Annotated in this window: 14 protein-coding genes; 4 read left to right on the top strand and 10 right to left on the bottom strand. The window is 69.4% G+C overall.

What is annotated here, in order from left to right; genetic code table 11:
• Positions 1–5 precede the first annotated feature (5 nt).
• Positions 6–1,862, bottom strand: a complete 1,857-nt coding sequence (locus tag LJB71_RS09990; RefSeq protein WP_259304074.1) for a 7TM diverse intracellular signaling domain-containing protein — start codon at positions 1,860–1,862, stop codon at positions 6–8.
• Between the two features lie 79 nt (positions 1,863–1,941).
• Here LJB71_RS09990 and LJB71_RS09985 point away from each other — a divergent pair, with 79 nt between their 5' ends.
• On the top strand, positions 1,942–3,318 hold the full coding sequence (locus LJB71_RS09985) for a calcineurin-like phosphoesterase C-terminal domain-containing protein (protein WP_259304073.1): 1,377 nt from the start codon (positions 1,942–1,944) through the stop codon (positions 3,316–3,318).
• A 199-nt stretch (positions 3,319–3,517) separates the two neighbouring features.
• Here LJB71_RS09985 and mtnC read toward each other — a convergent pair whose 3' ends face one another.
• From mtnC to LJB71_RS09965, 4 genes are read right to left on the bottom strand one after another with little or no spacing between them, the layout of a single operon-like run.
• Positions 3,518–4,213, bottom strand: a complete 696-nt coding sequence (gene mtnC / locus LJB71_RS09980) for an acireductone synthase (RefSeq protein WP_259304072.1) — start codon at positions 4,211–4,213, stop codon at positions 3,518–3,520.
• Positions 4,210–4,767: an acireductone dioxygenase gene (locus LJB71_RS09975; protein WP_259304071.1), complete on the bottom strand. Its 558-nt coding sequence runs from the start codon at positions 4,765–4,767 to the stop codon at positions 4,210–4,212. Before LJB71_RS09975 ends, mtnC begins: the two co-directional genes overlap by 4 nt.
• Positions 4,768–4,786: 19 nt before the next feature.
• A complete protein-coding gene (locus LJB71_RS09970; protein WP_259304070.1) occupies positions 4,787–5,425 on the bottom strand; it encodes a methylthioribulose 1-phosphate dehydratase in 639 nt (212 codons plus the stop codon).
• 57 nt (positions 5,426–5,482) lie between these two features.
• On the bottom strand, positions 5,483–6,148 hold the full coding sequence (locus tag LJB71_RS09965) for a class II aldolase/adducin family protein (RefSeq protein ID WP_259304069.1): 666 nt from the start codon (positions 6,146–6,148) through the stop codon (positions 5,483–5,485).
• A gap of 130 nt (positions 6,149–6,278) precedes the next feature.
• Between LJB71_RS09965 and LJB71_RS09960 the strand changes: the two genes are divergently transcribed.
• The gene (locus LJB71_RS09960) at positions 6,279–6,596 is read left to right on the top strand and encodes a high-potential iron-sulfur protein (protein ID WP_259304068.1); all 318 of its coding nucleotides are present in this window, start codon (positions 6,279–6,281) and stop codon (positions 6,594–6,596) included.
• 121 nt (positions 6,597–6,717) lie between these two features.
• Here the strand turns inward: LJB71_RS09960 and LJB71_RS09955 are convergent, their stop codons facing one another.
• On the bottom strand, positions 6,718–8,301 hold the full coding sequence (locus tag LJB71_RS09955) for an amino acid permease (RefSeq protein WP_259304067.1): 1,584 nt from the start codon (positions 8,299–8,301) through the stop codon (positions 6,718–6,720).
• Between the two features lie 149 nt (positions 8,302–8,450).
• Here LJB71_RS09955 and LJB71_RS09950 point away from each other — a divergent pair, with 149 nt between their 5' ends.
• A complete protein-coding gene (locus LJB71_RS09950) occupies positions 8,451–9,011 on the top strand; it encodes an NUDIX hydrolase (RefSeq protein WP_259304066.1) in 561 nt (186 codons plus the stop codon).
• 3 nt (positions 9,012–9,014) lie between these two features.
• Here LJB71_RS09950 and serA read toward each other — a convergent pair whose 3' ends face one another.
• Complete coding sequence (gene serA, locus LJB71_RS09945; protein WP_259304065.1) at positions 9,015–10,259, bottom strand: phosphoglycerate dehydrogenase; 1,245 nt, start codon at positions 10,257–10,259, stop codon at positions 9,015–9,017.
• Between the two features lie 117 nt (positions 10,260–10,376).
• Between serA and LJB71_RS09940 the strand changes: the two genes are divergently transcribed.
• Positions 10,377–11,759: an FAD-binding oxidoreductase gene (locus LJB71_RS09940; protein ID WP_259304064.1), complete on the top strand. Its 1,383-nt coding sequence runs from the start codon at positions 10,377–10,379 to the stop codon at positions 11,757–11,759.
• 15 nt (positions 11,760–11,774) lie between these two features.
• On the opposite strand, the gene LJB71_RS09935 is transcribed toward LJB71_RS09940, so the two are convergent.
• From LJB71_RS09935 to LJB71_RS09925, 3 genes are all read right to left on the bottom strand, one after another.
• Positions 11,775–12,362 carry a GNAT family protein gene (locus LJB71_RS09935; protein WP_259304063.1) on the bottom strand — a complete coding sequence of 196 codons (588 nt, stop codon included), beginning with the start codon at positions 12,360–12,362 and terminating at the stop codon, positions 11,775–11,777.
• Positions 12,363–12,489: 127 nt separating this feature from the next.
• Positions 12,490–13,056: an elongation factor P-like protein YeiP gene (yeiP, locus tag LJB71_RS09930; RefSeq protein ID WP_259304062.1), complete on the bottom strand. Its 567-nt coding sequence runs from the start codon at positions 13,054–13,056 to the stop codon at positions 12,490–12,492.
• Between the two features lie 43 nt (positions 13,057–13,099).
• On the bottom strand, positions 13,100–13,870 hold the full coding sequence (locus tag LJB71_RS09925; protein ID WP_259304061.1) for an SDR family NAD(P)-dependent oxidoreductase: 771 nt from the start codon (positions 13,868–13,870) through the stop codon (positions 13,100–13,102).
• Positions 13,871–14,007 lie beyond the last annotated feature (137 nt).

Here is a 14,007-nt window from a genome sequence, read left to right as displayed (position 1 = left end):
CCGGCTCAGGCCACGCTGATGGAGTGCCGCACGCAGTTGCGGCCCTCGTGCTTGGCGCGGTACAGCGCCTCGTCGGCCAGCCGGATCGCATCCTCCGGCGACACGTTTTGCCCGCCATCGATGGTATGCACGCCGATGCTGGCACTCAGCCGGATGCTGTGGCCCTGGCTTTCGACGCACTGCTGCTGGATGCGCAGGCGCACCGCTTCCGCCGCCTGCAGCGCGGCTTGCGCATCGGCCCCCGGCAGCACCAGCACGAACTCCTCGCCGCCGAAGCGCGCCGCCAGCCCGCCGCGCGGCTGCGCGACCTCCTCCAGGCAGCGTGCCACCGCGTTCAGGCAGTCGTCGCCGGCCAGATGGCCGTATGCGTCGTTGATCTGCTTGAAGTGGTCAAGATCCAGCAGCAGCAGCGCCAGCGGCTTGCCGTCGATGCCGCGCGCCTGCATTGCCTCGCGCAGGGCCTCGTGGAAGTGGCGACGGTTGAACACGCCGGTGAGCGGGTCGCGCCGGCTGTACTCGCGCAGCTGCACGTTGGCTTCGCCAAGTTGCGCCATCGCCGTGCGCAGCTGGCGGGTGCGGTCGATGACGCTGCGTTCCAGCTTCTCGTTGGTTTCCTGCACGATCCGGATGTTCTCATTGCGCAGGCCTGCATAGCGCGAGCCCAGCGCCAGCGAGAGCAGCAGCATCTCCAGCGCCGAGCCGATCTGCACGCCGTTGTGAGTCCAGAAGTTGCGCGGGAGGATCCCGAACGCCAGCAGGGTGAAGGCCGCGGTGCCGGCCAGAAACAGCGACCAGGCGAGCAGGAACAGGCGCGCGGGGCGGTAGCCACGGCGCAGCATCACGATGGCGGAGACGATGATCCACAGCACGCCGAGCAGGACCATGCGCGAGGCAAGTGGTGTCGAGGTGCTGTAGGGCAGCCAGACCGAAGCGATTCCGAGCAGCACGAACAAGCCGATCAGGGCCAGGCTTACCCGGTTGCCGACCGGCCAGCGCTCGCGCAGGTCGAGGAAGCTGCGCGAGAACTGCTGCATGCCGATCAGCGCCAGGCAGATCGACAGCGGCACCGCAGCGTCGGCCATCCATGGCCAGTTCGGCCAGAAGTATTCGAAGCCGTAGCCGTTGAGGGTGAACAGCACCAGCCCGAACGCAGCGGTGTGCAGCAGATACCAGAAGTAGCCGGCATCGCGCAGCATCACCCACAGCACGAAGTTGTAGCACAGCAGCGCCAGCACGATGCCGTAGTACAGGCCGGTCGAGAACTGCGCGTCGCGCATCAGCTCGGCGAAGGCCTTCGGCGTGTACAGCACCAGCGGCACCTGCATCGAGCTCTCGCTCTGCACGCGGAACAGTAGCTCCACCCGTTGGCCGGGCGGCAGGTCGAGGCGGAAGTTCGGGTAGCGGTAGCGGATGAAGCGGTCCTCGAACGGCACGTGATCGCCGCCCGCCTGGTGCTCGATGTGGCCGTCGGGATAGCGCAGGAACAGGTCGAGGCTGTCGCTGAGGGCGTATTCCTGCACCAGCAGCCAGCGGGTCTCGTCGGGCTGCGCGTTTTCGATCGGCAGGTAGAACCAGTAGGCGCCGGTCTGGAAGCCAAATGCCGGGTTGCCGTCTGGTAGCGGTGCGAACTGCCCGGCCTCGGCGCGCTGGAAGGCCTGGGTGACGCCGGCGCTGGCCTGGGCGTCGTGCCAGTAGGTCAGGCTGGGTGAAAGCGGAAAGCTGGAATCACCGGGCGTCAGCCGCAGCGGTGCCTGCGCGGTCGCCGCGCTGGCGAACGCGCAGATGTGCAGCACCAGCAGCGCCAGCGCGGCCAGCCACGACGTGCGGGCGCGCCGGCGCCCTGTCCCCCGCTGCATCCCCATGCCGGCATTCTAGGGCAGGGCGGGCGTGAGCTGCAGCGGCGCGGCTGGCCGGCCGTCGGCGGCCTGCGCATAATGGGCCATGCGCAAGAGTCTCCTGCTGTGTTGCCTGCTGCCGCTGGCGGCGGTTCTGCCTCCCGCGGCGGCCTTGCAGGCCGGCGCTGGCGCGTCCGTCTGCGTTCCGGTGGCTGTGGAAGCCCCGCTGCCGCTGCCGGCCGCGGATGGCGGGCGCGGCCCGGGCTGCATCGACTATCACCGCGCGCCCGCGACGCTGGCCGGGGCGGCCGCGCAGGTGCTGGTGTTCGGCGATCCGCAGGTGAAATCGGACGCCGACGTGGGCTATTTCCGGCGCGATATCGTGCAGCCCCTGCAGGGGCGGGTGCCGGCACGCTTGGGGTTGACCCTGGGCGATCTGGTGGACGATGTGCCGGCGCTGCTGCCGGCGGTGCGCCGGGTCACCGAGTCGCTCGGGGTGCCGTGGATGTACGCGCCGGGCAATCACGACCTGGACCTTGCGGCGGGCCAGGCGGCCAGCGCCGCATTCCGCGCGGCGATCGGCCCGGACACCCAGGCGCGCCAGGCGGCGCTGGCGAACGTGGTGGTGCTGGACGACGTGATCCCGCTGCCCGGCCAGTCGCCGGCCTATATCGGCGGCCTGCGCGAGGATCAGTTCGCATTCCTCGAACGCTGGCTGCCGACCCTGCCCAAGGACCGGCTGCTGGTGCTGGCGATGCACATCCCGCTGTTCGACCAGCCCGGCAAGAAGAACTTCCGCGACGCCGACCGCGCCCGCCTGTTCGCGCTGCTGGCGCCGTTCCCGCACGTGCTGGTGCTGAGCGCACACACCCACACCCAGCGCCACTACTGGCACACCGCGGCCGACGGCTGGCAGGGCGCGGCGCCGCTGCACGAGTTCAACCTGGGCGCGGCCTGCGGCGCGTACTGGTCGGGCGTGAAGGACGCCGCCGGAATCCCGGACGCGACCATGGCCGACGGCACGCCGAACGGCTACGCGGTGCTCACCCTGAAGCCGGGCGGCGACTACGCGCTGGCCTGGCACGCCGCGCGCGATCCCGAGGATGCCCAGATCGGCCTGTGGGCACCGAAGGTGCTGCGACGCGGCGCGTATCCGGCCTGGGGCGTGTTCGCCAACGTGTACATGGGCGATGACGCCACCCGCGTCGAGTACCGCGTGGACGGCGGCGGCTGGCGGCCGATGAAGAAAGTACTGCTGCCGGATCCGCGGTTGCAGGCGGAGAACCGGCGCGACGACGAGGCGGCCGCGCTGCGCGGCTACGACCGTTCGCCGGAAGCGGAGATTTCGATGCACCTCTGGCGCGGCGCACTGCCGACCACGCTGGCGGCGGGCGAGCACCGCGTCGATGTGCGCGCGTTCGACCGCTGGCGCGGGGTGGTGCAGGCCAGCACGACCTATCGCCTCGACGAGGCCGCCCCGTAGGCGAGCCCATTTCCCGCCGGCGCGCGGCGTTCGCGCTTCGTTCGCATCCCCGGCCGTGGTTCGACAGGCTCACCACGAACGGGATGTAAAGGCCCGCGGTTCGTCATGCGCCTGTGGAGGTTGGGTGGCGCGTGATGGCCCATGCGTGGTTCGACAGGCGTGCCGCGAACGGGAACGGCCGCGGCACCGGCGGCCTGCCTCAGGGCGCGATCTGCGCGAACGATTCCGCGCGCGGGTGCCCGTGGATGGCTTCGCCCAGCCGCGGTTGCGGGTAGTCCTGCGCGCGGTCGAGCAGGGTGGTGCGCAGCCCGGCCGCGCGCGCGGCGTCCAGCTCCTCCACCACGTCGGACAGGAACAGGACCGTCTCCGGCGCCTGCCCGAGACGGTCCGCGATCGCGCGGTAGCTGGCGGCCTCGCGCTTGCCGCCAATCTCGGTGTCGAAAAAGCCGGAAAACAGCGGGGTGAGATCGCCGGCCTCGGTATGCGAAAACAGCAGCTTCTGTGCTGGCACCGAACCGGAGGAATACACCGCCAGCCGGTGCCCGGCCGCGTGCCAGGCCTGCAGCGCGGGCAGCACGTCGGGGTAGAGCGGGGCGGTGAAATCGCCCTCGCGGTACCCGGCCTCCCAGATCATCCCCTGCAGCGCCTTCAGCGCGGTGTGCTTGCGGTCCTGGTCGATCCAGCCCTGCATCGTCTCGGCGATCACGCCATCGTCGCAGGCGCCGGCGGCGATCTCGATGGCCACCGCGTCCAGCCAGCGGCGTACCTCCGGCGTACGCCCGTGCGCGCGGATGAACTCCGGCAGGCGGTCGCGCGCATACGGAAACAGCACCTCGCGCACGAAGGAGATGCTGGAGGTGGTCCCTTCGATGTCGGTGAGGATGGCCGTCGTCACGCCGCTTGTCCCACTTCGTAGCGCGGGAACCGCTGCGCGATGTCGGTGCCGGTGAAGTGGCCGACCCAGCCGTCCGGGGTGGTGAAGAAGCGGATCGCCACGAAGCTGGGCATCGGGCCCATGTCGAACCAGTGGGTCATGCCGTCCGGCACCGCGATCAGGTCGCCGGCCTCGCACAGCACCTCGTACACCCTGTCGCCCACGTGCAGGGTGAACAGCCCGCTGCCGGCCACGAAGAAGCGCACTTCGTCTTCCTTGTGGAAGTGCTCGTCGAGGAACTTGGCGCGCAGCGCGTCCTTCTGCGGATTGTCCGGGGCGATGCTGACCACGTCCACGCTCTGGAAGCCGCGTGCGGCGACCAAGCGGTCGATGTCGGTGCGGTAGGCGGCCATGATCGTTTCGGGCGGATCGCCCGGCCGCACCGCACGCGCCGGCTGCCAGCGCTCCAGCTGCACCCCGATGCGGGCCAGCTCGGCCGCCATGGCCTCGAACGCGGTGGTGGCCAGCAGCGGGGAGTCGGGGGTGTGTTCGTCGAAGATGCGCAAACGGCTCATCGCCATCGTCCTCCGCAAATCAGCGTGCGCCCAGGCGGCGCATTTCCAGCTCGCAGCCGAGCATGAACTCGAACGCGTCCAGATGCCGGCGCGCCTCGTTGATGTCGCGGCCCCAGGCGTACAGACCGTGGCCGGCGATCAGGTAGCCCCAGGTGCCGGGATGCTCCAGCACGGCGTCCACGCTGGCGGTCAGCACGTCCATGTCCTGCGCGTTCGGCACCACCGGCAGGTCCACCTCGGCCTCGTGGGTGGTGTGCCCGCGCAGGGCCTTGAACAGCTCGTAGCCGTGCAGGCGCACCCGGCCCTGGTCGGCGTACAGCAGGCCGGCGATGGTCTGGGTGGGCGAGTGGGTATGCAGCACCGCGCCCACGTCCGGGAACTTGCGGTACAGGTGCGTGTGCAGCGCGGCTTCCGCCGATGGCCGGTGGTGGGTGGCGACCGGATTGTTGGCCATGTCCACCACCATGATGTCGGCCTCGGTCAGGCGCCCCTTGTCCTTGCCGGAAATGGTGATGGCCGCGTGCTCCGGGCTCATCCGGATCGAGAAATTGCCGGCGGTGGCCGGGGTCCAGCCGCGCGCGGCCAGCTCGCGGGTGTGCTGGATGATCTGCGCGGCGCAGCCGGCGAACAGGGTGTGGTCGAAGGCGGGGGTATCCATGCGCGCAGTGTAGCGGCTGCGGTGCCGCATCCATATGACGATTCGGCAGCAGGACGGTCAGCCGCGTTCTGGCGTGCGCTGCTGGCCGTAGTACTTGAACTTCTCCAGCACCACGGCCATTTCCTCCGGCGGCAGGTTGCGCGTCGGGCCCAGGCTGCGCGCCAGCAGGTACTGGCGGGCCAGGTTTTCGACTTCTTCCGCCAGGGCATAGGCGTCGGCCAGGGTCTTGCCGGTCGCCACCTGGCCGTGGTTGGCCATCAGGCAGGCGCGCAGGCCGCCATCCAGCGCGCGCAGCACGTTGTCCGACAGCGCGGCGGTGCCGAAGGTGGCGTACTCGGCGCAGGGGATGCGGTCGCCGCCGGCCACCGCGACCATGTAATGGAAGGCCGGGATCCCCTCGCCCAGGCAGGCCAGCGCGGTGGCATGGGTGGAATGCACGTGCACCACCGCGTTCATGTCCGGAAACGCGTTCAGGATATCGACGTGAAAGCGCCATTCGCTGGACGGGAGCAACTGCCCAGGCGGGCAGGTGCCATCCGCGTCGAGATACACGATGTCCTCCGGCAGCAGGCGGTCATAGGCGCGTCCGGTGGGCGTGATCAGCAGCCCCTTGCCCCAGCGCAGGCTGGCGTTGCCGGACTTGTGCAGCGACAGCCCGCTGGCGTTCATCGCCCGGCAGTGGTCGATCAGCGACTGGCGGGCGGCGCGTTCGTGGTCGTGCATGCAGGGGGCAGGGCAGGTAAGTGAAATAGGATAATGCAGGAGGCCATCGCCGCGGTTTGACCAGGATCAGTGCCGGCGCCTCCCGCTGGCGTAAGCTGCCCGCATATCCCGCCACGCCTCGAGGCTCGCCATGACGTTCGATCGTTCCCGCCGCCGTTTCGTGACACTCGCTGCTGCTGCCGCCGCGGCCCCGCTGGTGCTGCGCACCCTCTCGGCGCAGGCGGCCGACCTGCCGAAGCTGACCCCGGCCGACCCTGCCGCCAAGGCGCTGGCCTATACCGAGGATGCCGCCGCAGTCAAGCATCCGGCGTTCAAGCCGGGCAGCCACTGCGCCAACTGCAATTTCTACAAAGGCGCCGCTGGTGCGGCCTATGGCCCCTGCCAGCTGTTCCCGAAGAACAGTGTGGCGGCCAAGGGCTGGTGCAGCGCCTGGGCGAAGAAGGTCTGAGCACGGCGGCGGCATCCTTCGCCGCTTGCGGTGTTTTCGCCGCGCTTCCTGCATAAGCGAACGGCGCCGCAGGGCGCCGTTCGTTTTGGTGGCTGCCGGACTGCCTGGCTGGCAGGACGGTTCAGTCCTCGATCGGCGGCACCGGCTTCGGCGGGATGCCGGCATCGCCCTCGTGCACCTCCACCACGCCGCGGCCGAGGTGGCTCTTGCGGAAGCCGTAGAGGAAGTACAGCACCAGCCCGATGCCACCCCAGACCGGCAGCACCATCTTCGCCTCGAACGGCAGGTTGACGAACAGGAACACGGTGCCGGCCGCGGCCAGCGGCGCCACGATCCACACCAGCGGGGTGCGGAAAGGACGGTGGCGGCCCGGATCCTTGACCCGCAGCATCAGCACTGCCAGTGCCACCATGAAGAAGGCGAACAGGGTGCCGGAGTTGGAGATGTCGGCCAGCTGGCCCACCGGGAACAGCGCCGCGGCGATCGCCACGAACACGCCGGTGATGAGGGTGACCTTGTGCGGGGTCTTCCACTTGGGATGCACGTCCGACAGGGCCTCGGGCAGCAGGCCGTCGCGCGCCATCACGAAGAAGATGCGGGTCTGCCCGTAGAGCATCATCAGGATCACCGAAGGCAGCGCCAGGTTGGCGGCCAGACCCACCATGTCGCCCACGCGCGGGTGGTTCAGCATGCGCAGCACGTGCGCCAGCGCCTCGTTGGAGCAGACCAGCGGCTGCTGGCCCTGTGCCAGCAGCGCCTGGCACTGGGCGACGAACTCCGGCGTGCCGGGCTGCACGCCGGGGGCGGTCGGCTGGGCGCCGATCGCGCCCACCGCACCGGCGGCCACCAGCAGGTAGAAGATGGTGCACACCGCCAGGCTGCCGATCAGGCCGATCGGCACGTTGCGCTGCGGGTTCCTGGTTTCCTCGGCCGCGGTGGAGACCGCGTCGAACCCGACGTAGGCGAAGAAGATCGAGGCGGCGGCGCCGACGATCCCCAGCCCCGCGCCGTTGCCGTTGCCGAACCACCCGTTGGGCGCGAACGGCTCGAAGTGGGCACCGTTGATGACCGGCAGGGTCAGCGCGATGAACGCGGTCAGCGCGGTGATCTTGATCGCCACCAGGATCGCGTTGACGCGCGCGCTCTCGGTGGTGCCGATCACCAGCAGGCCGGTGACCGCCAGCGCGATCACCACCGCCGGCAGGTTGAACATGCCGTGGCTGAAATCGACGTGCGGGATGCCGTTGGCGAACGACCACGCCGGGCCCGCGGCCAGCGCGGCGGGCAGTTCGAACCCGGTCGCGCTTTTCACCAGCCCCATGAAATAGCCGGACCAGCCGACCGAGACCGCGGAGGCAGCGACCGCGTATTCCAGGATCAGCGCCCAGCCCACCATCCACGCCAGCAGCTCGCCCATCACCGCGTAGGTGTAGGTGTAGGCGGAACCGGACACCGGCACCATCGCCGCGATTTCCGAGTAGCACAGCGCCGCGACCGCGCACACCGCGCCGGCGATCACGAAGCTCCACATCATGCCGGGGCCGGCCTTCTGTGCCGCCGCGGCGGTGAGCACGAAGATGCCGGTGCCGATGATCGCGCCGATGCCGAGCATGGTCAGCTGGAAGGCGCCGAGCTGGCGGGTGAGGGATTTCTTTTCGGCGGTCTCGAGGATCTTGTCGAGCGGTTTGACTCGCTGGAACAGCATCAGGTGGCTCCCCTCTCTGGCTGGTGCATGGATGACCGCCGCGCGGGCAGTCACAAGCCGCCGACCTTATACGCTGAAGGGGCGCCGGCACAAGCGCCGGCGGTCAGGGCGCGGGATAATGCGGCGCATTCATTTTCAGGGAGAGAGCGATGCGCGCCGAAGATGCCGGGTTTTCTGCCGCACTGGACGATTACGCCTCTCGCCATCCCGGCGAGCAGGAGACGGTGGCGCTGTTCCGCGAACTGCTGGCGGATACCGGGGATCCGTTCCGGCGCGAGCGCCTGGCCGGGCATTTCACCGCCTCGTGCTGGCTGGTGGATCGCACTGGTGAGCGCGTGCTGCTGACCCACCACCGCAAGCTGGGCATGTGGCTGCAGCTCGGTGGGCATGCGGATGGCGAACACGACCTGGTGCAGGTGGCGCTGCGCGAGGCCGAGGAGGAGTCGGGGCTTGCGGGATTACACATCGCCCCGGACATTTTCGATCTGGATCGCCACTGGATCCCCGAGCACAAGGGCGTGCCGGGTCACTGGCATTACGACGTGCGCTATGTGGCGCATGCTGGCGAGCGCGAGGACTTCGTGGTCAGCCCCGAGTCGCTGGATCTGGCCTGGCGCGGTATCGATGCACTGGCGATCGATCCGGCGGCGGATACCTCGCTGCGGCGCATGGCGGGCAAGTGGAGAGCGCGACGGCAGGACGCGCGGTAGCGGTCAGTACAGCACGCGCGTGCGCAGGGTGCCGGGAATCGCCGCCAGCTCCTCGCGCAGCGCGCTGGCCTGCGCCTTGCTGGCGGCCACGTCGATCACCACGTAGCCCACCTTCGGGTGGGTGCGCAGGAACTGGCCGTCGATGTTGATCGCATGCCGGCCGAACACCTCGTTGACCTGCGAGAGCATGCCCGGCACGTTGCGGTGGATGTGCAGCAACCGCCGGCTGCCGGCGTGCTCGGGCAGCGCCACTTCTGGGAAGTTCACCGCCGACAGGGTGCTGCCGTTGTCGCTGTAGCGGATCAGCTTGGCGGCGACCTCGGTGCCGATGTTGTCCTGCGCCTCCAGCGTGCTGCCGCCCACGTGCGGAGTGAGCAGCACGTTGTCGAAGCCGCGCAGGCGCGACTCGAAGCCGGGCCCGTTGGCCTCCGGCTCGGCCGGGAACACGTCCACCGCGGCCCCGGCCAGGTGGCCCGCGCCCAGCGCCGCGACCAGCGCGTCGATCACCACCACGCTGCCGCGCGAAGCGTTGATCAGATGCGCGCCCGGCTTCATCAGGTCCAGCTTTTCGGAGTCGATCATCCACTGCGTCGCCGGGGTCTCCGGCACGTGCAGCGTCACCACGTCTGCCTGCGTGAGCAGATCATCCAGCCCCGCGGCCGGCTGCGCGTTGCCCAGCGCCAGCTTGGTCTGGATGTCATGGAAGATCACCCGCATTCCGAGCGCTTCCGCCAGCACACCGACCTGGGTGCCGATGTGGCCGTAGCCGATGATCCCCAGCGTCTTGCCGCGCACCTCGTGGCTGCCGGAAGCGGATTTGTCCCAGATCCCGCGGTGGCACTGCGCGTTCTTCTGCGGGATCCCGCGCATCAGCATCACCGCCTGCGCCACCACCAGTTCGGCCACGCTGCGGGTGTTGGAGTAGGGCGCGTTGAACACCGGGATGCCGGCCAGTTCGGCCGCGTCCAGGTCCACCTGGTTGGTGCCGATGCAGAAACAGCCGATCGCGATCAGGCGCCTGGCCTCGGCCAGTACCTCGGCGGTCAGCTGCGTGCGTGAGCGGATGCCGAGGATGTGCGCATGGGCGATACGCTCCTTGAGCTTGTCGGCTGGCAGCGCCTTGGAATGGGTTTCGATCTGGGTGTAGCCGGCCGCGCGGAAGGCCTCCACCGCGCTGGCGCTGATGCCCTCCAGTAGCAGCACGCGGATGTCCTGTTTCGGGAACGAGGTTTTGCTCTTCGGCGGCATGGCGGGGTGCGGGCGGAGCGATGGGGAAACGAGCGCCGACTATAGCCAGAAACCGGCCGCGTTGTTGCGCTGCGGCATGCTATGGTCCGGCCTCGTCCACACGGCTTCGCGCCCGCCATGACCGACGCCCGCCTTGCCTCGCTGCGTGCCGCCGCGCCTGCGCTGCGCCTGCTCACCGATCCCGCCGACCTGGCGCACTATGGCCGCGACTGGACCCGGCGCTGGACGCCGGCACCGCTGGCCATCGCGCAGCCGGCCAGCGTGGAGCAGGTGCAGGCAATCGTGCGCTGGGCGAACGCCGAAGGCGTGGCGCTAGTGCCCTCGGGCGGGCGCACCGGGCTGTCGGGGGGCGCGGTTGCCGCCAGCGGCGAGCTGGTGGTCAGCCTCGAACGCATGAACCAGGTGCTGGGCTTCGACCCGGTGGACCGCACCCTCACCGTGCAGGCCGGCATTCCGCTGCAGCTGGCGCAGGAGGCGGCGCGCGCGCAGGGCCTGCAGTACCCGGTGGATTTCGCCGCGCGCGGCTCGTGCACCATCGGCGGCACTATTTCGACCAATGCCGGCGGCATCCGGGTGGTGCGCTATGGCAACACCCGCGACTGGATCGCCGGCCTGAAAGTGGTGGTGGCCAGTGGCGAGGTGCTGGAGCTCGGCCGCGCCCTGGTGAAGAATTCCAGCGGCTATGACCTGCGCCACCTCATGATCGGTGCGGAGGGCACCCTGGGGATCGTGGTGGAGGCGACCTTGCGGCTCACCGACCCGCCGCCGCCGACCCGGGTGATGCTGCTGGCGCTGCCCGGCTTCGACGCCCTGATGCAGGTGTTTTCGGCCTTCCGCCACCGCCTGCCGCTGCAGGCGTTCGAATTCTTCACCGACGTCGCGCTGCGGCACGTGCTGGCCCACGGCGCGCAGGCGCCGTTCGATACGGTCCACCCGTTCTACGTCGTCACCGAGTTCGCCGCGGACGAGGCCAGCGAGGCCGCGGCGCTAGCCGCATTCGAGCAGTGCCTCGCGCAGGGGCTGGCCAGCGACGGCGTGATCGCTGGTAGCCAGGCGCAGGCGGCCCAGCTGTGGCGCCTGCGCGAGGGCATCACCGAAAGTCTGGCGAAATACCTGCCGTACAAGAACGACGTGTCGGTGCGGGTCGCGGCGATGCCGGCGTTCCTGGCCGAGGCGCAGGCGCTGCTGGCGCGCGAGTACCCGCAGTTCGAGGTGGTCTGGTTCGGCCACATCGGCGACGGCAACCTGCACATCAACATCCTCAAGCCGGAGGCCGCCGCGCAGGCGGAGTTCGTGGCCGACTGCGAGCGCGTGACCCGATTGCTGGCCGAGCTGTTGCAGCGGCATGGCGGCAGCATCTCCGCCGAGCACGGCATCGGCCTGGTGAAGAAGCCCTACCTGTGGTGCACGCGCAGTGCGGCGGAAATCGCGGCGATGCGCGGCATCAAGGCGGCGCTGGATCCGAAGGGGATCATGAATCCAGGCAAATTGCTGGACTGAGCGGCCATTCTGAGCTCAGCCCCTGGCCAGGCGTGCGTCCAGCCGGGCACGGATCGCCGGCCATTCGGCGGCGAGGATCGAATACACGTAGGTGTCGCGCAGGCTGCCGTCCTTGTGCCGCTTGTGCGCGCGCAGGATCCCGTCCTTGCGTGCGCCCAGCCGCTCGATCGCCGCCTGCGAGCGCAGGTTGAGGTGGCTGGTGTGGAAATGCACCGACTGCGCGCCGAGGGTGTCAAAGGCGTGGCCCAGCAGCAACCGCTTGCCTGCGGTGTTGACATGGGTGCGCCAGATCGAGGCGGCGTGGAAGGTGTAGCCGATCGCCAGCGTCGGCACCGACAGGTCGATGTCGTAGAAGCGCGTGCTGCCGACCACGCGGCCGCCGGCGAGGATGGCGAACGGCAGCTCGCGCCCCGCTTCGCGCATCGCCAGCGCGTGCTCGACCCATGCCGCCATGCCCTCGCGCGGCGGCACGCTGGCGTAGGCCAGCGCGCCGACGTCGCCGTCGTCCACCGCGTCCTGCAGCGCGGGGATGTGCGTGCGCGCCAGCGGCTCCAGGCGGATGCCGTGGCCGGCGAGGGCGACGGGAGCGAGGGCTTCGCTCATGCTTTTTCGCTCGTCATTACCGCGAAAGAGGACATCGTTCACTGACGGATGCCCGTGTATCCAGCGCCATGTTCCGCGGGAACCAGAACGACCGGATCCCCGCTTTGGCGGGGATGACGGCATAGCATCACTCCGCGCGCCCGGCGAACTCGCCGGTGGTGGTGTTGACCCACACCTTCTCGCCGATGCCGATGTACTCCGGCACCATGATCTCGATGCCGGTGGACAGCCTGGCCGGCTTCGGGCGCTTGGTGGCGGTGCCGCCCTTCAGCTCCGGCGGGGTGTCCACCACCTCGATCGCCACCGACTGCGGCAGCTGGATCGCCACCGGGGCGTCCTCGATCAGCTGCACGTAGATGCCGGCGAGATCGTCCACGATGTAGCCGGCGGCGTCGCCCACCGCGTCGGCATCCAGGGTGTACGGGGTGTAGTCCTCGTCATCGAGGAACACGAAGGCGTCGCCGTCCTTGTAGGAATAGGTGCACTGGCGGCGGCTCATGTCCACTTCGCGCAGGTCGTCGTCGCCGTCGAAGCTGGCATCCAGCTTGTTGCCGCCGGGGATGGCATACATGGTGAAGCGGTAGCGCACGTTGCCGCCGCGCCCCTGCGGGCTGCTGCGCTCGATGTCGCGGATCTGGTACACGCCGCCGTTGTGTTCGACGACGTTGCCCTTCTTGATGTCGTAAGCCTTCATGGGTGATTGGCCGGTGGTGAGCGGAGCGATACGTATGGGCGGCTTACTTCGGCGCCAGCCGGGTGGCGCCATCCAGGCGGATGGTTTCGCCGTTGAGGTAGGCGTTGGTCAGAATGTGGCCGACCAGGTCCGCGAACTCCTCCGGCTTGCCCAGGCGCGACGGGAATGGGATGGTGGCGGCCAGCGATTTCTGCACCTCCTCCGGCATGCCGTCCACCATCGGGGTCCAGAACACGCCCGGAGCGACGGTGTTGACGCGGATGCCGAAGCGCGCCAGCTCGCGCGCCATCGGCAACGTCATGCCGACCACGCCGCCCTTCGATGCCGAGTAGGCGGCCTGCCCGATCTGGCCTTCGTAGGCGGCGACCGAGGCGGTATTGACGATCACGCCGCGTTCGCCGTCGGGGCCGGCGTCGTTGTGCTGCATCCTGTCGGCGCAGGCCTTCGCCACGTTGAAACTGCCGACCAGGTTCACCATTACCGTGGTCTGGAAGTGCGCGAGCGGCATCGGCCCGGTCTTGCCCAGCACGCGGCCGGCGCCGAGGATGCCGGCGCAGTTGATGCAGGCGTTCAGCCCGCCGAGGAAGGCCTGCGCCGCGCCGACGTTGGCCGCGACCTGGGCTTCGTCGGTGACGTTGGTGTTGAAGTAGCGGGCGTTGGCCTCGCCGAGTTCGGCGACCGCGGCCGCGCCCTTCTCGTCGTTGAGGTCGAACAGGGCGGCCTTGCCGCCGTGGGCGACCAGATGCCGGGCCACGGCCAGGCCGAGGCCGGAGACGCCGCCGGTGACCACGGCGCGAACGGAAGCGAGTTGCATGGGGGAATCCTGCGGGCGGAAAACCGCGATTTTAGCCAATTGCGATGAGTGCCGGGTCTGCCGCCGGGGACTGCTTGCGGCTCGATGCGAACATCCTGTTCGATGTCGCCGACATGCGCCATCCATGGCGCACTCTG

It is taken from the genome of Thermomonas sp. S9, from assembly GCF_024704365.1.
Classification (GTDB): Bacteria; Pseudomonadota; Gammaproteobacteria; order Xanthomonadales; family Xanthomonadaceae; genus Thermomonas.
This window is presented reverse-complemented; position numbering and strand designations above follow the sequence as displayed.